The 19,394-nt window shown below is 48.5% G+C and carries 17 protein-coding genes, 3 tRNA genes and 1 other RNA gene; 18 read left to right on the top strand and 3 right to left on the bottom strand.

Annotation, left to right across the window (positions count from 1 at the left end; all coding sequences use genetic code 11):
- Positions 1-29: 29 nt before the first annotated feature.
- Entirely contained in the window at positions 30-1,469 is a 1,440-nt protein-coding gene (locus KPC83_RS04855; protein WP_253200876.1) for a lipopolysaccharide biosynthesis protein, read from the bottom strand.
- A gap of 153 nt (positions 1,470-1,622) precedes the next feature.
- Here KPC83_RS04855 and KPC83_RS04850 point away from each other — a divergent pair, with 153 nt between their 5' ends.
- On the top strand, positions 1,623-2,486 hold the full coding sequence (locus tag KPC83_RS04850) for a DegV family protein (RefSeq protein WP_216278140.1): 864 nt from the start codon (positions 1,623-1,625) through the stop codon (positions 2,484-2,486).
- Positions 2,487-2,520: 34 nt separating this feature from the next.
- On the opposite strand, the gene KPC83_RS04845 is transcribed toward KPC83_RS04850, so the two are convergent.
- Positions 2,521-2,946 carry a transcriptional repressor gene (locus tag KPC83_RS04845; RefSeq protein ID WP_216278139.1) on the bottom strand — a complete coding sequence of 142 codons (426 nt, stop codon included), beginning with the start codon at positions 2,944-2,946 and terminating at the stop codon, positions 2,521-2,523.
- A 90-nt stretch (positions 2,947-3,036) separates the two neighbouring features.
- On the opposite strand from KPC83_RS04845, the gene rnpB reads away from it, so the two are divergent.
- Both rnpB and KPC83_RS04835 read left to right on the top strand, forming a co-directional pair.
- Positions 3,037-3,399, top strand: an RNA gene (gene rnpB / locus KPC83_RS04840) — RNase P RNA component class A.
- Positions 3,400-3,434: 35 nt separating this feature from the next.
- Positions 3,435-4,079, top strand: a complete 645-nt coding sequence (locus tag KPC83_RS04835) for a YigZ family protein (RefSeq protein WP_216278138.1) — start codon at positions 3,435-3,437, stop codon at positions 4,077-4,079.
- 45 nt (positions 4,080-4,124) lie between these two features.
- Here KPC83_RS04835 and KPC83_RS04830 read toward each other — a convergent pair whose 3' ends face one another.
- Complete coding sequence (locus tag KPC83_RS04830; protein ID WP_216278137.1) at positions 4,125-4,847, bottom strand: DUF3658 domain-containing protein; 723 nt, start codon at positions 4,845-4,847, stop codon at positions 4,125-4,127.
- Positions 4,848-5,175: 328 nt separating this feature from the next.
- Between KPC83_RS04830 and KPC83_RS04825 the strand changes: the two genes are divergently transcribed.
- The 15 genes from KPC83_RS04825 to KPC83_RS04755 all read left to right on the top strand — a co-directional run bounded on the left by KPC83_RS04825 (position 5,176) and on the right by KPC83_RS04755 (position 17,752).
- Positions 5,176-5,361, top strand: coding sequence for a hypothetical protein (locus KPC83_RS04825; protein WP_216278136.1), 186 nt, complete (start codon positions 5,176-5,178; stop codon positions 5,359-5,361).
- Positions 5,362-5,696: 335 nt separating this feature from the next.
- A complete protein-coding gene (locus KPC83_RS04820; protein ID WP_216278135.1) occupies positions 5,697-6,002 on the top strand; it encodes a hypothetical protein in 306 nt (101 codons plus the stop codon).
- A gap of 109 nt (positions 6,003-6,111) precedes the next feature.
- On the top strand, positions 6,112-7,458 hold the full coding sequence (locus KPC83_RS04815; protein ID WP_216278134.1) for an aminopeptidase C: 1,347 nt from the start codon (positions 6,112-6,114) through the stop codon (positions 7,456-7,458).
- Between the two features lie 148 nt (positions 7,459-7,606).
- On the top strand, positions 7,607-9,001 hold the full coding sequence (locus KPC83_RS04810; RefSeq protein WP_216278133.1) for a CCA tRNA nucleotidyltransferase: 1,395 nt from the start codon (positions 7,607-7,609) through the stop codon (positions 8,999-9,001).
- A 223-nt stretch (positions 9,002-9,224) separates the two neighbouring features.
- Positions 9,225-9,298 (top strand) — tRNA-Gln (locus KPC83_RS04805).
- 23 nt (positions 9,299-9,321) lie between these two features.
- Positions 9,322-9,398, top strand: a tRNA-Glu gene (locus KPC83_RS04800).
- A gap of 35 nt (positions 9,399-9,433) precedes the next feature.
- A tRNA-Glu gene (locus KPC83_RS04795) sits at positions 9,434-9,510 on the top strand.
- Positions 9,511-9,724: 214 nt separating this feature from the next.
- Complete coding sequence (locus tag KPC83_RS04790) at positions 9,725-10,342, top strand: TetR/AcrR family transcriptional regulator (protein WP_216278132.1); 618 nt, start codon at positions 9,725-9,727, stop codon at positions 10,340-10,342.
- Between the two features lie 350 nt (positions 10,343-10,692).
- Positions 10,693-11,973 carry a thiolase family protein gene (locus KPC83_RS04785; RefSeq protein WP_253200875.1) on the top strand — a complete coding sequence of 427 codons (1,281 nt, stop codon included), beginning with the start codon at positions 10,693-10,695 and terminating at the stop codon, positions 11,971-11,973.
- An 11-nt stretch (positions 11,974-11,984) separates the two neighbouring features.
- A complete protein-coding gene (locus tag KPC83_RS04780) occupies positions 11,985-12,404 on the top strand; it encodes a zinc ribbon domain-containing protein (RefSeq protein ID WP_216278130.1) in 420 nt (139 codons plus the stop codon).
- A gap of 90 nt (positions 12,405-12,494) precedes the next feature.
- A complete protein-coding gene (locus KPC83_RS04775) occupies positions 12,495-12,731 on the top strand; it encodes an acyl carrier protein (protein WP_216278129.1) in 237 nt (78 codons plus the stop codon).
- Positions 12,732-12,759: 28 nt separating this feature from the next.
- Complete coding sequence (locus KPC83_RS04770) at positions 12,760-13,767, top strand: phosphate acyltransferase (protein ID WP_216278128.1); 1,008 nt, start codon at positions 12,760-12,762, stop codon at positions 13,765-13,767.
- A 3-nt stretch (positions 13,768-13,770) separates the two neighbouring features.
- On the top strand, positions 13,771-14,889 hold the full coding sequence (gene buk / locus KPC83_RS04765) for a butyrate kinase (RefSeq protein WP_216278127.1): 1,119 nt from the start codon (positions 13,771-13,773) through the stop codon (positions 14,887-14,889).
- A 147-nt stretch (positions 14,890-15,036) separates the two neighbouring features.
- Positions 15,037-16,239: an MFS transporter gene (locus KPC83_RS04760; RefSeq protein WP_216278126.1), complete on the top strand. Its 1,203-nt coding sequence runs from the start codon at positions 15,037-15,039 to the stop codon at positions 16,237-16,239.
- A gap of 301 nt (positions 16,240-16,540) precedes the next feature.
- The gene (locus KPC83_RS04755) at positions 16,541-17,752 is read left to right on the top strand and encodes a lysylphosphatidylglycerol synthase transmembrane domain-containing protein (protein ID WP_253200874.1); all 1,212 of its coding nucleotides are present in this window, start codon (positions 16,541-16,543) and stop codon (positions 17,750-17,752) included.
- The last annotated feature ends 1,642 nt before the right edge of the window (positions 17,753-19,394 follow it).

Genomic DNA, 19,394 nt, shown 5'->3' with positions numbered 1-19,394 from the left:
TAACGAGTGAGACGCGCAGCTGAATAAAGCTATGAGGCTTTTTGTTCGTGAAAGGGGTTGCGCTCACGGGTGATGGCACGGCGAATATGCAGATACGCAATAAGCAATGCTATTAACAACAGTGTCATGCTTGCAAGGTAGCTTATAACAGCGCCTTCAAGCCCCATGAGTGCAATAAGTGCAAACGGTAGAACAATTGATGCTACAAAGGCAAGCGCATAGAGCTTGAGCACATCCTGACCGCGGCGAAGCACTGTAATAATGGCATAGAGAAAGTCGATTGCCGCGCTTATGCCACCTGCCACAATCATGAGGATGGCAAGCGTGCGGAAGCGTTCAAAATCAAGACCGTAGACAAAGCTCAAAAGACCTATGCCCACACTTCCCATAAAGACAATCATTCCAATTGTAAGTAGTACTACCATGCCTAATACGGCAAAGACAATTAGGTCAAAGCGCCGCCTCCGGCGCGGGTTACTCCAGATACTTGCAAGGCGCAAGAGCTGGGGTTTGTATAAAAATCCAACGCTTAGCAGTATGCCTTGTGCAGGAAAGAACAATGCATTGAAATACAGCTGGTTCTCGTAGGCAAGCATGCCTTCCATAACAAATTTGGGGCTCGATTCAATGAGGTTAAAAAGAACAAGTGCGAGCGCCACCGGTAGGCATTGTTTGAACAGGTCACTAACTTCGTGTACAGAAATACCGCGCGAGTGGGTGGTTTCAAAATAGGCAAGCGGAACAGTAACAAACAAAAGACTTGCTGTTGCAACAATTGCCATGGCAATTGAGGCTACCGTGAGATTATGGCTTAGGACAAGCAGTATAATAAACGTAAATATGACAGCGCCTGAGCGGATGGTCTGGCTAATGCCGGCAAGGTAGAGTTTGTCGGCTTGCTGTAAGCGTCCCTCATGTACATCGGCAAACGCGTCTATAACTTTGTACACATAAACGCCTGTACACATACTCGCCATAGCAGGCTGATAGCCGCGCACAGATATATAGAGCAAGCCCAGAATAAAGGCAACGATAACACTGAGCAGGCGATGCAGCTGATATGAGCTAAACGAACTTGCTTCATCAATGTCTGAAACCTGATGATTGCGCACGCCATAGCTTGCACCAATCATCAAAATGGTTCCGGTAACAAAAGCCATCGAAAACATACCGGCAGCCTCAACGCCTACAAGCTGGGTGGCAATGATGGTGAGCAGAGGAAAGGAGAAACCCCAAAGCGATGTTCCAAGGGTATTCCAGAGATAGTCGCGTCGGGTTTCGTGTTCAGGCAGCGCGGCTTCCTGTTGAGAAAGTGAACCCTGATAGATTGCTTGCAAAAGCCGTGTCCACCAAGCGTTGATGAGCTCTGAGAGCATTGATGTGGCAGGAAGCATGGTTGCTCGCTTCACTGACGAGCGATTGCTAGGTTGTTTTTTGCGAAGCGCACAAAGCACGTCATATAGCTTCATACCGTATCGTCAAGGCTTTCTCTGCGTAGGTGAAGTCTTTATTATACCGATGCTTTGGCAATTACAGCGATGTGGCTTCTATACTATGAGGTTCATATGATAATGGACAAAATACTATATAGTGTTCAATAACTTTGAGAGAAGGGGATGAACATGACTATGCATATTATTACTGACTCAGCATCTGATATACCAGCCGGCACTCATGACAAGCTCACAATTTTGCCCCTGAGCATTGCGTTTGGCACGGCAATTTATCAAGACGGTGTTGATTTGAGTGTTGAGCGCTTCTATGACCTATTGATTGAGGGCGACCATCTACCAACAACGGGTCAAGTTAACCCATTTGCTTATTCACAAGCTATTGAGCAAGCTCGTGCAACAGGAGCTGATGAGATTGTTATTATCACGCTTTCGTCAAAGTTGTCAGGCACCCATGAAAGTGCTTGTATTGCGGCACACGAGGCAGGCGGCACATCAGCCGGTATTTATGTGCTTGATAGTAAGCAGGCAACAATAGGCGAGGGTATTCTGGTGGAATATGCGCTTCGCTTGCGTGATGCGGGCATGACAGCGCCGGAGCTAGTGGGCGAGCTTGAAGCAGCACGCGGGCGTATCTGCACCCTTGGCTTGTTGGATACGCTTGAATTTCTTCGTCGGGGAGGTCGCGTTCCGGCAGCGGCAGCGGCGCTCGGCGAACTTTTGTCTATCAAGCCGGTTATTGGCGTGCGCGATGGTGAAGTAGTGATGCTTGGTCGGGCGCGTGGCTCAAAAAATGGTCGCAACTTGCTCAATCGAGAGATTACCACGGCTGGTGGTGTTGATTTTTCTATGCCGCTTTGTTTGGGCTATAGCGGTCAGTCAGACCATTTGCTGCAAAAATATATTGACGACTCTGCAATGCTCTGGGAGCAGGCGCTTCGCCGCGAAGAGCTGCCTATTGTGCAGGTTGGTGCAACCATTGGCACTCATACAGGGCCTGGAGCTATAGCACTTGCTTGTTTTACCTTGGGCTAGACTATCTGGGTGTGTATGAGGTGTGTAAAGCGTTCTAAATTGAGCAAGTAGATGAATCGCCGTCAAGTTCTGTCTGCGCTGTCTGGCAGCGTGGACAGAGCCCCGTATATACGGTGGTATGCGACATAATCTGAAAGCCTGTTGATGCCTCAGCAGCGCAATCGTCCTGCGTGCTATAGCTCATAGGTGCGTCAACCAACATGCCACACGATGTGCATACGGCATGAGCATGATTATCGAGCCGCCAATCAAAACGATTACCGCCTGGCACATGAACTGACGAGATAAGACCAGACTCTTCAAGCAAATTAAGATTGCGATAGACCGTTCCGCGACTTATGGTGGCCTCAATGTTTCGCACGTCAAGGTATATATCTTCAGCGCTGGGGTGGTCATTGCGCGCAAGAACCGCATTAAGCACAAGCTGCCGCTGGTGCGTGTTGCGACGTTGCACGGCCATATCCCTCCTGTTCGCTGAAGCATGTACGTAGCGCCTACTTTAACATATCAGCACTAAAAAGGGGTGGACAGATGGTACAATATCGAGCGCGAAGTGAGCTAGACGGTCGCGCCTGTGTGGTATATCGCTCATGCAGGTGAGGAAAGTCCGGGCTCCATAGGGCAGGATGCCGGTTAACAACCGGGCGGAGTGATCTGACGGAAAGCGCCGCAGAAAAGAAGACTCCCACTGGCGGGCAACCGTTAAGGGAAAAGCTGAAACGGTGGTGTAAGAGACCACCAGCGTTGTGGTAACACAGCGGCTTGGCAAGCCCCATCCGGAGCAAGCGCAAATAGGAGTGCTATGGATTGGCCCAATCCGCACTCGGGTAGCGTGCGAAGAGACCCCTGGTAACAGGTGCCCAAGATAAATGATCGTCCACGACAGAACCCGGCTTATCGGCTCACTTCGCTTTTTTGAGCATGGAGCAGCTACGATGAAGGGCACATGTGGACAGCTATATTACCCTGCGGGATAAAGAAATAATTCGCGCGACTGTTGAGGACCGACGCAGCCGGTTTTGTGCCCACCTTACACGCTGTTCGTCTGTATCTGAGGCTCAAGAGTTTTTGGCAACGCTTCGTGCTGAGCATTATGATGCGCGCCATCATGTGTCAGCTTGGATTTTATCTGATGGAACAGAGCGTGCGAGCGATGATGGGGAGCCGCAGCGTACAAGCGGTATGCCAACGCTTGAGGTTTTACGCGGTGCGGGTTTAGCTGATGTATGTTGTGTAACCGTGCGCTATTTTGGAGGCATTCTCTTGGGCCCCGGCGGGCTTGTTCGTGCTTATAGTGCAGCGGCAGCAGCGGCGCTTAATGCGGCGCGAGATGCTCATGTATTGGTTGAAATGAAAGAGTTGGTGCCGGTGCGCCTACAGCTTGCTTATGCAGATTATGATAGGGTGTTGCATATTATTAAGCAGCTAGGGGGTCAGATTACTGATACCAGCTTTACTGATAATGTGACTCTGACGGCGCAATTTCAAGCTGGAAAAGAAGATGCGTTTGTTTATACTGCGCGAGAAATGTTTGCATCTCGGGTTCAGCTTGAGTGTATGCCGGCAATTTTTGCTGAGTTTTCGCAAGGGTAGCGTAGTTGTTTTTTCTAGCTGCACGAGTACTCAACATAAGTTCTTTTAAGCATCGAAATCAACTTTACCTGCTGCTTTGAGTGTCAATATCCGATGTCGGAAAAAATCGTCACTTAAAAGACCTCCTGCCTGTTTTGCAGAGGCGTGCATTGCGCGATAGGCAAGCTCAGGCAAGCTCTGATGAGGCTCGGCATCTAAAAGGGTTTTATAAATGATAGAGTCAAATGCATCCTCTGGTAGGCTACGAACACAATTGTTGTTTAAAACCCGCACGTACGCATTCTCTCTAACAAGCTGTTGCCATTGTGCACAAGCGTATGTAATGTCAAAGACTTGCTCATGGGTGAGACACGTCAAATATCGTTCAGGTTCAATAGCGTTTTCAGGCGAACGTAATCCACTTTGTTCATAGTTTATATAGGTGGCTGTTGTATTGGGCGCAAGTAAACTTGCTAGATAGAGCATACCAACGCGTTCGTGAAGTCGGTTACTTGTCCAGATGCGAACTTGTGCCATGTGGGAAATACGTTGATGAAAGTTATGCATGCGCTCGATAAAATCAGGTTTTGGAAAGTCTGCATATTGTAAATATGCAGCATAACGTGCCTCAGGGCTCAGGTCATCGAGTGATCCAAGCGTCATATTGTCAGGCATCTCAATAATTTCATCGAGCTCATGAGTGCATACATGTGCGAGCTTTGCAAGATTGAGAACCGCAAATACGGTACTGTCAAAACAAATATTAACAGGGTGTTGTATTTTAGACATAGAAATCTTTTGAGCCATGATAGTACGAATCTGTTCCCCGAGTCATTGTTGACTTAAAGTTCCACGAAACCGTGTTCGAAACGTTCAGAGCTATTGTATTAGACATAATTAACTATTTAGTTTCATAATTCGGTGGACGGTTAGTTTTATGCCGTGAGTGGTGTATACAAATATAGACTAGTATTGGTGAGGATACCTTCATTAGCTGCAAAGAGTTTGAAAGCTCGCAACAGGTTGAAAATACTACCGTTTGCGGGCGTTTTTCTACCGCTTACCGATGTGTTGAATAGATAGTATAAGTTGGTTAACTCTTTTGCGTAGAATATGCATGAGTAAGAATCAGCTTACGCGAAAGAGCTGGGAGCGCCAAATGAAAGATGCCTTCTCAAAAGCTTTGCCGTATCAGAAAAACCATGGCGTATGGGTCAAAAAGAAAATTACAAAGTATTTCCGCCGTAAAAATCATATTCCATATCGAACAAATACAGAAGTTGCAGGGATTGGAACATACTAATGAGTGTGGATACTTTTCAATCAATTCCAGATAAAACGAGGAGAGCAACTAATCGCATATGGTTAGCAAGAAGGTTCGTAAGTATTGTACTATGTTTATACCCGCTCCCCATTTTTTTAGAAGGGGAATTTGGACGTACATTATCTATAGTCTGTGCTATTTTGTTAGAAGTATCAGGCATTGTATTGTGTCGAATTGGATATACAAGAAATGGCAACACAATGACGCAGACTTACAAGATTTTTCTTTTAAGTTACCCAGTACTACTCATTGTGTTGTTAATTGCTTTGCCGCCTTTTCTGCAACAATTATTTAGATGATAGGCTAGGTTTATCATGTCTTTAGCATCACGCACTCATACGCAAGTGGCTGCTCAGCGCTGGTGGATTATGTATAGAATCTCAGGGGCGCTTTTGTTGCTTTCATTTGTGTCGCAACTGCTGGGTTGGAAATATGGTGAGTTGGCGCGTGACCTTTGTTTTTTGCTTTTATGTTTGCTGGGCATTGTTCTGGGCTTTTACGGTTATACCGCAAAAGGCACGCCAATGTCACAAAGTGTACGACGGTGGCAACTTATTCTTTCTGTCATCGGGAGTGTTCTTTTTGTCGTGCTTCTGGTGATGCAACTCATGTGCTCTTAAGCCTGATGGAGCCTGTTTTTTATGCGACTGCTGTATAGGTTTGTGTTGACTAACTCCTGCTGGGGTATGGTGGTTCTCAGGTAATCATCTCCAACCAAAAGGAGTACACATGAGTGTTTCTGCAGCAATTTCTGCTGAACAAACCGAAGCTGCCCGTCTTGCTTGCGCAGACGAACACGCCTTTCAGCTTGCGCAAAATGCCACAACATCAACAGGCATTCGCAAGGCGGCACGCACTATGTCATCAGTTGCACACGCAACCACGAGCTTTGACATTCAGCTCGAACAAGGCGAGCCAACCAATCAGCAGCGCTCGGGTCGGTGCTGGATGTTTGCAAGTCTTAATACCATGCGGTTTCGTATTATGAAAAAGCTTGGTCTTAAGACCTTTGAGCTTTCTCAGGCCTATCCTCTTTTCTGGGATAAATACGAGCGCGCTAATTGGTTCTTTGAGAACATTATTTCGAGCGCCAATGAGCCGCTTAACGGTCGAGAGCTTGCGTTTTTGCTCTTTGACCCCTTGTGCGATGGTGGTCAGTGGGATATGTTTCGCTCGCTAGTAAAAAAGTATGGTGTGGTGCCCAAAGAGGCTATGCCGGAAACCGCCAACTCCTGTAATACCGCAGACCTCAATAAATATCTCACGCGCTACCTGCGCTCAGGCGCTAAGCAGTTGCGCGATGCAGCCGCTGCTGGTGAGTCCGTCGATGAGCTTCGCCAGCTTAAAGCAGAGCTCTTGCAGGGCGTGTATCGCTTTTTGTCTATTTCTTTAGGAGAGCCTCCGCAAAGCTTTGACGTGCGTATTCGCGATGATAAGAACGAACTTAAGGTGAGTGGTACCTATACGCCGCAGCAGTTCTTTTCTGAGTTTGTTGACATGAACCTCGACGACTATATTTCAATCATCAATGCACCCACACAGGATAAGCCCTACATGCGCTCCTACACAGTTAAGTATTTGGGCAATCTTGTTGAAGATGGTGGCGTGCGCTACGTTAATTTGCCTATCGAAGCCTTAAAGCGCGTTGCAGTGGCACAGCTCAAAGATGGTCTGCCGGTTTGGTTTGGCTCTGATGTTGACCAGGGCTTCTTGCGCGACGATGGCGTATTGGACCCGGCAGGTGTTGATGTGGATACCCTGTTTAAGCTTCCTATTGAGGCAGGTCTTGATAAGGCGGCACGCCTTGATTATGGCGAGTCGCTGATGACACACGCTATGACAATCCAGGGCGTAAATCTTGATGCGGAAGGAGCGCCGGTGCTCTGGCGCATTGAGAACAGCTGGGGTGATGACCATGGCAAGAAAGGCTATGACATTGGCTCTGAGCTCTGGTTTGATGAGTATGTTTATCAGGTAGTTGTTGATAAAAAGTACCTCACCGCCGACGAGCTTAAAGCCTATGAGTCTGAGCCAATCGAGCTTGCTCCTTGGGATCCCATGGGTGCGCTGGCGTAAGGGTTTTTGTTTACAACGGGTGTACTACCTGCGTGTGCGGCGTATAGTCTGCCATGCGTACAGTAAATATTAGAAGTGCTAAGCCCTTGTCACGTAAGGCAAGGGCTTTTCGATTACCTTTTGCGCTCAGGCGCGTATACTGGAGCTTATGAATTACGATAGTGCGCATCTCAACAATACAAAACCCTCTCCTGCGGCACTCGCCGTACTCGTAGCGCTTGAGGCAACTGGCCTTGAGGCTTGGTTGGTGGGTGGCTGGGTGCGCGATGCTTTGCGCGGAGTCCCTTCACACGATATTGATATATGCTCGTCAGGAACCTGGCAAGAAAATAAGGCGGCACTTGTTGAAGCCGGTATGACGGTTCTTGAGACTGGTATTGCCTTTGGCGGTATTACTGCTTGTGCGGCAGGAGAGCGCTTTGAGATTACAACGTATCGCCTTGATGGTTTTTATACTGATGGTCGTCACCCCGAGACGGTAAGCTTTGCACGCACTATACAGGACGACCTTGCGCGACGTGACTTTACGGTAAATGCTATGGCGTGGCATCCACAGCGCGGGATACTCGATGTATATGGCGGCATGCACGATTTGAATACAGGGCTTATACGTGCGGTTGGCAAGCCACAAAAGCGCTTTGAGGAAGATGCGCTGCGAATCTTGAGAGCGCTTCGGTTTGCGGCACGCTTAAACTTTGCCATAGAGACTCAAACTGCAGATGCGCTTAAAGTTACGGCACCTCTGCTTGACCGTATTGCGCGCGAGCGGGTGGGGCATGAACTGACTGGCATTTTAGATACGCGCCGTGCATCTGTTACGCTTTTGAGCTACCCTGAGGTTTGGTGTGCCGCAATTCCGGAACTTGCACCACTTATGGGCTTTGACCAGCAGAGCCGCTATCATGATGCCGATGTCTATGAGCATACTGCCCGAGTGCTTGCAGTCACGTCTGAGATGCCTCGTGCCTCATTGTCTCTGCTCTGGGCAGCTCTTCTTCATGATATTGAAAAGCCAACATGCTTTAGTCTTGATGAGCAGGGTCAAGGACATTTTTATGGTCACCCTGAGGCAGGGGCAATTACCGCCACAAGGATTATGCGCCGCTTGTGTCTGCCTGAGCAGCTTATTCGCAACACTCAGGCGCTTGTGCGCTATCACGATATTCCTTTGCAATGTGCGCGTGCTAGCTTGTTGGGCATGCTTAAGCGCTTTGCTGACATGCATCTGGACGCACCACAGCTTATGGACGAGCTCTTTGATATTAAATGTGCCGACGCGCTGGGAAAAGCTCCGGCATATCATAACTACGTGCAGGAGATAGAGCATATGCGCATATATACCCATGAGCTGCTGGAGGCAGGGGAGGCGTATAGCTTAGCAACGCTTGAGCTATCGGGTAGGGATTTGCTGGAGGCAGATATGGAGCCAGGTCCACAGCTTGGGCATGCGCTCAATCGTGCACTTGAGCTGCATATGGTAGATGCTGTGCCCAATGAGCGCGCGAGTTTGCTTGGGGCACTGCGTCAAGAGGCTTTGATATAGGGCTTTGCCGCTGTGATGGGGTATGAGCTTTCCATGCGTACCACGTTGACGATGCACGAGTCTACACGCGCAACCACATCAAGCGCAGGTACTTCTACAGCAGCTAGCCGAATATGAAGGTAAAACTGTGAGATTCATGGCAATTCGCATAAATTAGGACTTGCGCCAAAACAAACTGTCCCGTAATATACATGCTTGCGCTGAGGAGCGCGGACACATCAATTGGGATGTCGTCTAATGGCAGGACAGCGGATTCTGGTTCCGTCAATGGGGGTTCGACTCCCTCCATCCCAGCCAATGTCTGCCTCTCCTTAGTATGTGGCCCGTTCGTCTAGCGGTTCAGGACGCCGCCCTCTCAAGGCGGAGATCACCGGTTCGAATCCGGTACGGGCTACCACTGCTTTCTCAGGGTGCGCTGTGCCCTCAACATATGGCCCGTTCGTCTAGCGGTTCAGGACGCCGCCCTCTCAAGGCGGAGATCACCGGTTCGAATCCGGTACGGGCTACCACCTACTCAAGTCATTTGATGCACATTGGATGACTTTTTATATTATTGGTTAATTGTTTATCTGTATGTTTTGCCAATGAAACATATAATTGCTGCTACCGGTGTTGAAATACTGGCTATGCACGTTGTTCGCAATTCATGGAACCTTATACAACAAGCACCAAAAACATAACTTGATATAATGAGCATGCTGAGTTGCTGGGTGAAGGAACGCTATGTCTTTAGAAATATCGCGCGAAGATGATACAAAAACAAGCATCATGAAAGGCATCTTTCATGTCATGCAGACAAAGGATATTCCACATATCACGGTTGATGATGTTGCTCATTATGCGGGTATTGCGCGTTCTACCTTTTATCGCCATTTTAATTCTGTTGATGCGGCGGTTAAGGTATTTGAAGACCAGCTGCTTGAGTTGTTAGCAGATATAAATGAAGTTGCCCTTAAGGTGCGCTTTACACAAGCGCAGCTTGAGCCTACGTTTTCGATGATACAGCGCATGGAAACCCTCTTTGAATATCGGGATGAGGTGCTATTGCTTACTGGCCCGCACGGCGACCCTCAGTTTTTGCATAAAGCCACCTTGTTTATGTATGACTATTTGCGCGAGCGAGTGAAAACCATACCAGGTATTCAGGAGTATCAGGACCTGTATTTGGTATTTATGGTTGGTGGACACCATAGTTTTGTAAAGTATTGGCTCTCTGAGCGCTCAGACATATCCCCCAAAACCGCGGCGGCCATGTTGTGTCGTATGTATTATGCCTACTTTTTTGTGAATACCGAAGGCGGAAATAAGCTGCCATGCGCACCTGAGTTTGAGCTGGAATAGGGCAGCTCACGCAAGGAATTGTAACTAGCAACCAGCACTCATCGCGCCTAATATCGTGGCTAATCGCACAGTTGCCTTGGTTAACATGTTTTTAATATATAACACCTCACACTGAGACATTTTGTCCAAAACTGTCTCGCTATCATAGACAATTACGCGCTATCTAAATCAGTTTGATAGATAGCCGCACGCCTCCTGTTCTGTTCTTAATGCTTGCTTCTTATTATGATTACATCATAAAGTTCAAACACTGCAGTGAACGCTGAGCTTTCTATATGGGTGCAAAGATGCCCATGTAGAGCTATGTGTAGATGTCACTTTGGCATCGCATAAGAAAGGAGTGGTTTGCTGTGGTGAAGTTGGGCAAGGACGCGCGCAGCGTGTCGATTGTTGGCGTTGGTTGTACGCCCTTTACCAATTTTGAAGATGATCCTCAGACGCAGGGGCTCGGCGAGGGCGAGGCCTTTGCTTACGCAGCGCTTGAGGCTATGGAAGACTGCGGGCTTGCACCGCGCGATATTGATTACTTTTTTCATGGGTCTGCCAACCCATTTATGATTAGCGCATCGCTAACTCCCAACATGCAGGTGGCAGATTGGATTGGCATGCGCGGAAAAGCATCGGTTCATCATTCTGAGGCATGCTGTACCGGCTATGTTTCTATTGAGCAGGCTGTTATGGCTATTGCATCGGGAACCTACGAGACCGTTTTAACGGGCGCGGTTGATTTGGCGGCTACTTTGCCTGTTGATAACGCTCCCGCGCATATGCGCAAGGATTTCCCCCTTGAGGTCATGCTGCCCTCAATTGGCTTTGTGTATGATCGCGCTTATGGTCGTCCGCTTGATAGCGCTTTTGGCATCTCATTTGATAACTGGATTAACAAATATGTTCTCGACTATGGCGTATCAGATGAGGATATTGATGGTGCGCTCATCAAGCTGGCACAAGATTTGCGCCGTGCAGCAGTACTTAATCCGCTTGGTTTTTATAACAAAAGCTTTGATGAGATTGCCCGCGAAAACGGCATGACAAACGCCGATGAATATCTGCATTCAATGATGAACCCTAAGGTCACGCAATACCTGCGCGTCTCTGGTTTTGAAACAAAGTGCGACGGCGCGGCTGCAGCGATTCTTATGCCAACCGAAAAAGCTAAGGCACTCGGACTGCCTGCAATTGAGGTTTTGGGTACCGGAGCTGCGGCTTATGAGGGGGCAACTCTGCTTAACGAGTATCAGGGCACCCGTGATGGTACAGCGCAGGTATATGAGCTTACACAGGTATCGCCTGACGAGATTGATTTGATGTATGTGAACGACTTCTTTATGGGTGGCGATATTTGTGCTCCTGAGGAAGCGGGCTACATTCCGCGTGGCGAGGCTTGGCAGTATGCCCGCGACGGTCGTATGTCGTTTGAGGGTGATAAGCCAGTAAATCCACATGGCGGTCGTTGTAATTTTGGTCATGCGCATGGTGCATCAGGCTTGGCGGATATTTATGACGCAGTAAAGCAGATGCGTGGTCAGGCAGGCGCAACGCAGGTGAAGAGACTCCCCAAGACAACCTTCTTGCGTGGTTTTGGCGGCGGTCAAAATATTCGTTGCCAGATTCTGCGGACTGTTGACTAGGAGGAAAAGCCATGGAAAAAGAGCGTATTGAGCCAATTGTTAAAAAGTTTTATGACGGCGTAGCAGAGGGTCACTATTATGGACGCAAGTGTCCTGAGTGCGGCGCTATTGAGTTTCCCCCGCATCTTATGTGCAATTCGTGCGGTGGCTTAAAGACCGAATGGGTTGAGCTGACAGGTCATGGGCACTTGTTGTCGTTTATTACGCCTGGTGTGCAAAATGACAAACCCTATCTCAAGGCTGAGGGCAAATATGGCTATGGTGCTGTTCAGCTTGATGAGGGGCCAATCTATACCTTTGTGGTGTTTGGAGCTGGCAAAAAGCAGCGCGCAGAGATTAACGCACGCATTCAGGCAGGGGAGATAATTGGGGTGCATCCGCGTGTGGTCGAGCGTGAAGGTTGGCATCAGCTCTGTTTTGAGCTTGATTAGAGAACTCATTTAGGAACAGATGGGCGCGTGTTCAGACAGATTTTTTCTGCGCCCGCAGATTTTTACAAACGTTTTGAAAGGAATGTAGTTATGGCTTCACAAGAACTTACTGAGCAGGTATTAGAGGTTACCGCAGCTGCCTATGGTGTTGACGTGGCAGAGCTTTCGCCAGAAACCAGCTTTGATGAGCTGGGCGGCGGCAGCATGAAAATGATTGCACTTACCTCAACCCTTGAGAATGAGCTTGATGTTGAAATTACCATTCATGAAATTATGAAGATGAAGAGCCTGCAAGAGCTTATTGAGCGGGTTGAAGACGAGCTCTAGGACGTGTTTTGAGATAAAGGATTTTGCTATGAGCTTAATGGATAGCATGTTTGAGCGCGCAAAAGCAGCGCCTCAGCGCGTGGCATTTTCGGAGGCTACTGACCCAACCATGATGCGTGCTGTGGGCGAGATTGTTAAGCGCGATTTGGCGCATTGTGTGCTGGTGGGAAACACTGACGAGTTGCAACGTGTTGCCAAGGACTGCGACGTTGACCTCTCAATGGTTGAGCTTGCTGATATTGCCGACGAAACTGCCACCGAAGAGCTGCTCCAGCGTTTTTTGGAGCTGCCGAGCTGTCGCTATAAAGAAAAGGGCGTGCGCCGTCGTCTTGCAAAGCCGCTTGAGCGCTCACTCATTATGCAGGCAGTCGATGAGGTTGACGTGAGCTTTGCAGGTATTACCGCCAGCACCGAAGATGTTATTGTTGCTGGTCAAAGCATCGTTGGCTTAGCTCCTGGTATCGAGACCATCTCAAGCATGGGCATCTTTGATATTCCTGGCTTTGAGGGAAGCGAAGGCGCTTATTTAGGCTTTGGTGATAGTGCGGTGTGTCAAAACCCTACCGCCACCCAGCTAGCTTCTATTGCTATTTCTGCCTGCGATACCTTGCATGCGCTTACCGGCTGGGAGCCGCGTTGTGCCATGCTTTCTTATAGCACATGCGGCAGCGGTGCCGGTCCTTTGGTTGAAAAAGTTGTTGAAGCGCTCGAAATTGCTCGAAGTGCCCGCCCTGACCTAAAGATTGATGGCGAGTTCCAGCTTGATAGCGCTATTAACCCACGCACTGCCGCGCGCAAGGTGTTGCGCGAAAGCGATGTGGCTGGGCAGGCAAATTTGCTCATCTGGCCAGATTTAAACGTTGGTAACATTGCGGTCAAATTGGTACAACAGTTTGCGCAGGCAGAAGCCTATGGTCCTATGCTGCAGGGCTTCAATAAAATTGTGTGTGATTGTTCGCGCTCAGCCGGTGTAGAAGAAATTGTTGGCAATGTTGCTATGAGCTGCGTGCGTGCTGCTGCGCTCAAGGAGGAGTAGCGTATGAGCACTGAGAAGCTTGTGAGAGTTTTGGCTATCAATCCGGGCTCTACCTCCACAAAAATTGGGCTTTTTGAAGGCACACATGAGCTCTTTGCGCAAACCATCGACCATGATGCACAGGTGCTTGCGGACTTTGAGACCATGAACGATCAGCTTGGTTACCGGCGTGATATGGTGCTTGAACTTTTGCGCGAACACGGTGTTGAGCTTGAAAGCATTGATGCTTTTGTGGGGCGCGGCGGTGGATTAGTGCCTGTTGAGGGTGGTACCTATAAGGTTGATGAGCTGTTGCTCAGCCATGCAAAGGTGGGGGCAAATGGTATTCAGCATCCAGCGCAGCTGGGAAGCCAGCTGGCCTATGCCTTTGCAGAAGAGGCGGGCGGTCGTCCGGCTTTTGTGGTAAACCCACCCGACACCGATGAGCTTTGTGAGCTAGCTCGTATGACGGGGCTCGCTGGCGTATACCGGCATGTGCATCTTCACGCGCTTAATCTCAAAGAGACGGCAATTAGGCATGCTGCTCAGCTGGGCAAGCGATACGAAGACTGCAACTTTGTGGTTTGCCACATTGGCGGTGGCATTAGTATTTCTGCTCACAAACACGGACGCATGATAGATGGCAACGATATTGTGGGCGGCGAAGGCCCTATGACACCAACGCGTTGCGGAAGCATTCCGGTAACCGAGATTGCCTCGCTTGTTGATGCGGGCATCTCTGCTGCTGAGCTGCGTGCTCGTTGCATGAAAAATGGCGGCTTTGTTGATTTGCTTGATACCAGCGACGCGCGCGAAGTGCGTGCGCGCATGCATGCCGGCGACCGTGCGGCTCGTCGTGCGTGGGAAGCCATGTTGTATCAGATTGCAAAATGGATAGGCGCTATGGCCTGTGTGCTTGAGGGTCAGGTAGATGGCATTTTGCTAGGTGGCGGTATGGTGCATAGCACCGAGCTGCTTGAGGGGCTTGAGCGGCGTTGTGCCTGGATTGCACCTATCACTGCCTACCCCGGTGAATTTGAGCTTGAAGCTATGGCTGCAGGTGCTATTCGTGTGTTAGAGGGCGTTGAGCCGCTGCGCACATATTCGGGTATTCCGGCGTTTCAAGGTTTTGATAATGCATAAGGTGGGCGCGTACATAAGCGCGTAGAGCTCTACGGTCAGCAGACTCAGGGGTACTTGAGTTGCTGGCCGTTATTGTTTAGTGCGTTTTGAGCGCCTATGCATATATATAGGGCTTATTTATGTTGAAGCAGAAAAGGAACAAATAATATGAGTACAGAAAAGAAACGGTATTTGGTGGGCATTTATGCTGCTGCCATGACGATTATGGGCATGTTGGTGCCGGTACCTATCTTGGCACAAATCGCTGCCTCGTTTCCTGATGAAAACATCGCGCTCGTTCAGATGGTTATTGGCGTGATTCCACTGTTTATGGCTCTATCTGCCATGTTGGTGTCATCATTGTTGGCGCAACACATCTCCAAAAAAATTACGACTATTGCCGGACATTGTTTGCTAACAGTAGCAGGATTGTCAGTCTATTATTTTTTGCACTCAAGCTTGGTTGAGTTGCTGGTGGGCTCAGCGCTTATTGGCGTAGGTATTGGAGCGCTACAAAATTCTTCAGATGCTTTGATTGCTGATTATTTTGAGGGTAAGCAGCGCGGTTTTGTTATGGGCATCTACTCCACCTTTGTAGCTTTAGGCGGTGTGCTTTGGGTCGGCTTATCAGGCTTTTTGGGAGCCGAGAGCTGGACTCAGTCTTATATGGCTTTTTATGCCATGATTCCCTTCATTATTATTGAGATTATCTGTTTGCCAAAAGGAGAGCTTGAGCCTCAGCGCCAGGTGAATGTGTTTGCAAACATGCCCCGCGAGGTGCGTATCATTACGCTGGTAAGCTTTGTTTTTATCCTGGTATTTCAGCTCTTTAGCAGCAACGTATCGCTCATTATTGCCTCGCGTGGATTGGGCGGTGTAGCTGAGGCAGCTGCAGCAACACAGGTGGTGAGTTTAGCTGGCATACCCGCAGGGCTTGTAGTTGGTAGCCTTTTTAGCAGGTTTAAGAATCTTGCCATGCCGCTCACCTGGACGGTGAGCTTGCTTGGATTGGTGCTCACACTTCTAGCTCCGGGCTTTGCGTTGGTATGTGTGGCGGGCTTTTTGCTGTCGCTTGGCAAGGAAACTTTCCTGCCGCTTGAAGGAAACTTTGCGGCCGGTAATAGTGCCAAGGAAGGACGCGCCTTCAACCTTGCTATTGGCATGGCGGGCATTAATGCGGGTATGGCTTTGTCTCCTTTGTTTTTTGAGGCGGTGAGCACGCCTTTTGGCAGTAGCATCGAGAGTAAGTTTATTATTGGTATTGTTATTTGTATTGCTGTGATTGTGTTTGGATGCATGCATTATCGCAAACTTACGCCCGCGCAACTAGCAGAGATGGAGCGTCTTGAGCAGGAGACAGGCAAGCACTAGGCTAGGTCGGCGCTTGCTTCTGATGCGCAGGTTTGAGGCTTGGGTAGTGTTTGCTATGTTGAGCAAATCTGACCAATTATGCGGCGCAATCCTTTTAGAGCACGTATTTTGATTGGTCAGATTGGTCAGATTTGGCAGTACGTTTTCTGAGATGCTTATCTAACAGAGCATGGTATATGTTCATAATCTGCGCGGTATTCGTGGGAAATCGTGAGATTGTGTGCGTCTGAGTTACAATCAGTCAGGTTGATTGAAGTCTCAAGGCAGGTGCTTTGAGACTTCATGGCACTCAAGGAGCCTTATGTCGCAAACCCATCGGTCATCTCGTGAGCATGAATCTCAGGGTTCACAGCACACGTCTCAAGATAGTTCAGAAGCTCACGCCAATACGGTATCGAGCACGTGTACGGACAGTTCTCTGGACGCATCTACAACAGCTAGCGCGCCTTCTGGTGGAGATGATCACAAAGGGGCGCGCCGCGGGGCTATTTTTATTGGGGCGACGCTGCTTATCTTTGTTGTGTATTTGGTAGCAACAGGGCAGGTAGCACAGTTTGTAGATGCCTTGTCAAACGTTCAGGTGCTGTGGCTTACCGTGGCTTGTCTGTGCATGTTGATGTATCTCATTTTTGGTATTGCAGCGTATGCCATTGCCGTATGGTTAGACCCAAACTCGCCTGTTGGTATTCGCGACCTTATTTCTGTTGAGGCGAGTGGCATTTTCTTTGGCAATCTAACACCAATGATGGTGGGGTCAACGCCCGCACAGATTTATCGCTTGACCAAGGCGGGTCAAAATGTTGGAGAGGCTGGCGCCACGCAGTTTACACGCTTTATCGTGTATCAGTTTGGACTTGTGGTGTGGGGTGGTTTGCTGCTGGCGCTTCGTATGCCGTTTTTTCTGGAGCGCTATCCCGATGTGGGTGCTCTAACTATTCTTTGCATATTTAGTTTTGGTGGTCATGTACTGATTTTGCTGCTTATCTTTGCGATTGCGCTTATGCCTAAGACGGTGACGCGTGTGTCGCACTGGGGGATTAGCTGCTTGGCGCGTCTTGGGTTGGCGCAGCAAAAAATCGAGCATTGGCGCGGCTTTGTAGACAATGAGGTATATTCGTTTTCCGAGAATTTTAAGTATGCAGCAAAACATGCGTCATCGATGGCTTTAACGGTTGTTATTACCATGTTACAGCTTGGCTTTTTCTATCTGGTTCCGTATTACTTAATGCTTGCATTTGGACATCATGACGTAGACTTTTTATCGGTGATGGCGGCATCAGCGTTTATTCATTTATTGTCTTCTGCGGTGCCCTTGCCGGGTGGAACCGGTGGGGCAGAGGGCGGCTTTGCGCTGTTTTTGGGGCACTTTTATGGCTCGGCGGCAACGGCAGGGTATTTGTTGTGGCGATTGATTACTTTTATTGTGCCAACTATTGTTGCGGCGCCGCTCTTGGGTTTGAAGAGCGCTCACAAGGTGAGTATCCGTGAGCGTTGGGAGCGATTTCGAGCATAGGTGGGCATACGTGCTCGCTTGTTTCCCAGAAGGCGGGGTGTAGGGTGAGCTGTGGTTGCTGTCTTTGTTTGACTTCAGCTCGTTTTACTTTGCCAACTGGGCGAGTGAATTGAAGCCTTGTGGGATGGCACAGACTTTTCACTTCTCTAAGTTGAACGAATGGTTCGTAAGCTTACGGGGTGGCATAGTTTTCACTTTGCCGATTGGACGAGTAATTCATAAACCTATGGGGTGGCATAGCCTTTTCACGGGAACTGCGCTTCGCGAAAGTTCCCTTAGAAAAGCTATGCCACCCTTGTATTGCGACTTTATCTCACCCGCCTTGCATTGCAGCTCCACCTCAACTGAACGAATGATTGTGCTTTACAAATGTACTACGCAGAATTCTCCAAGCACAATCATTCGTCCTTTTCCTTAGAGTAAATGTCAAATACACATATGGCACTCAGCTCACTCCCACACCCCGCCATGTACAAGCAGTACGTATGGGATAAAAAGGATTTGGGTTGAAGCTCTTTCCTACCGTTAAACACTTACTTGCCCGCGAACTTCACTCTCACTAAGGCAGCGCAAAGACCAAGGCATTGCATTCTACGAATGTGCTGCGCAGAATTCTCCAAACGCAATACCTTGGTCTCTCCACTCAAACTACCTCTGTTGTAGTGTTTATTTTTAACTAATAAGTAATATGTGCTGCATTACATCAACGCTCTCAGAGGAAACGAACCCAGTGTACGATTTTTTGCAAGAGGTTAAGTACACTCCGCTACAGTAAAGCGTCTTTCCTGCAAAAATGCTGAAAATTTTGCTTGTACAGCCCCCCTATACACAGACTACTGGCAAAATTTCGTACACTAGATTGATTAACTTACTAGAAACCCTGCATTTTCGTAACTTCGCTGGAACGTTGTTAGCTCCGAGAATATCTACGGCTTCCGATTACGTCAGGTCATTACTGCAGTGTATCAATATTGTATCGTTATGCGTTGGAGCAGTATACCGACATAGTATGAGCATATGCGACAACAGCACATTTAGGCTGCTCCATATAGCAGTACAACTATTACACTGCATCAGATACTGGCACTATTGTCGCATCGATAAGTTACACCTGTCGCTTTGGCAAAAATATCGAAAAAGTACTCTCTATAACCCAGCGGGTTAGTATTTGATTTGCAAAACTGCAGGTAGATGAGCTGCGAGTAAAGCTACAGTTGTCGCTTTACGCCAAATTAGTCAAAAATGACAGATTTTTGCGTCAAATTAGTCATTTTTGCCATCGCGCAGGTCAGCAGTAGTGCACGTGCGATTCTAGTCCAACCTCTTTTGACAGAAATGGGCAATTTGGTAGTGTAGAACCCCCGTGGGTTATTCGTTGTTTCGTAAACCTGCAGGTAGATGAGTTGCAGTTTTTCGAACTACAGGGGGTTTATTGCCAGATTGCCTGTTTTTGTCAGAATTTAGTGCCAGATTGCCCATTTCTGTCAAAACTGCTTATCCAAGTTGGCGATGTTTTGGAATCTATCTGTGCAGGAGAGAATAAACTGCCGTTTTAAGGAAGAGTCCGCGTGACAGGACTTTATTTGAATGAAATTTTTCTTCAGGAATGGTAACCAAGTGAAAGACCAAGGTATTGCGTTCG

Origin of the sequence: Collinsella sp. zg1085, from assembly GCF_018889955.1 — a bacterium.
Classification (GTDB): Bacteria; Actinomycetota; Coriobacteriia; order Coriobacteriales; family Coriobacteriaceae; genus Collinsella.
This window is presented reverse-complemented; position numbering and strand designations above follow the sequence as displayed.

What these genes read in the sequence shown, in the direction of transcription:
- KPC83_RS04855 (WP_253200876.1), bottom strand. Translation starts at nt 1,469, where the DNA reads ATGAAGCTATATGACGTGCTTTGTGCGCTTCGCAAAAAACAACCTAGC.
- KPC83_RS04850 (WP_216278140.1), top strand. Translation starts at nt 1,623, where the DNA reads ATGACTATGCATATTATTACTGACTCAGCATCTGATATACCAGCCGGC.
- KPC83_RS04845 (WP_216278139.1), bottom strand. Translation starts at nt 2,946, where the DNA reads ATGGCCGTGCAACGTCGCAACACGCACCAGCGGCAGCTTGTGCTTAAT.
- KPC83_RS04830 (WP_216278137.1), bottom strand. Translation starts at nt 4,847, where the DNA reads ATGTCTAAAATACAACACCCTGTTAATATTTGTTTTGACAGTACCGTA.
- KPC83_RS04825 (WP_216278136.1), top strand. Translation starts at nt 5,176, where the DNA reads ATGAGTAAGAATCAGCTTACGCGAAAGAGCTGGGAGCGCCAAATGAAA.
- KPC83_RS04820 (WP_216278135.1), top strand. Translation starts at nt 5,697, where the DNA reads ATGTCTTTAGCATCACGCACTCATACGCAAGTGGCTGCTCAGCGCTGG.
- KPC83_RS04815 (WP_216278134.1), top strand. Translation starts at nt 6,112, where the DNA reads ATGAGTGTTTCTGCAGCAATTTCTGCTGAACAAACCGAAGCTGCCCGT.
- KPC83_RS04810 (WP_216278133.1), top strand. Translation starts at nt 7,607, where the DNA reads ATGAATTACGATAGTGCGCATCTCAACAATACAAAACCCTCTCCTGCG.
- KPC83_RS04790 (WP_216278132.1), top strand. Translation starts at nt 9,725, where the DNA reads ATGTCTTTAGAAATATCGCGCGAAGATGATACAAAAACAAGCATCATG.
- KPC83_RS04780 (WP_216278130.1), top strand. Translation starts at nt 11,985, where the DNA reads ATGGAAAAAGAGCGTATTGAGCCAATTGTTAAAAAGTTTTATGACGGC.
- KPC83_RS04775 (WP_216278129.1), top strand. Translation starts at nt 12,495, where the DNA reads ATGGCTTCACAAGAACTTACTGAGCAGGTATTAGAGGTTACCGCAGCT.
- KPC83_RS04770 (WP_216278128.1), top strand. Translation starts at nt 12,760, where the DNA reads ATGAGCTTAATGGATAGCATGTTTGAGCGCGCAAAAGCAGCGCCTCAG.
- buk (WP_216278127.1), top strand. Translation starts at nt 13,771, where the DNA reads ATGAGCACTGAGAAGCTTGTGAGAGTTTTGGCTATCAATCCGGGCTCT.
- KPC83_RS04760 (WP_216278126.1), top strand. Translation starts at nt 15,037, where the DNA reads ATGAGTACAGAAAAGAAACGGTATTTGGTGGGCATTTATGCTGCTGCC.
- KPC83_RS04755 (WP_253200874.1), top strand. Translation starts at nt 16,541, where the DNA reads ATGTCGCAAACCCATCGGTCATCTCGTGAGCATGAATCTCAGGGTTCA.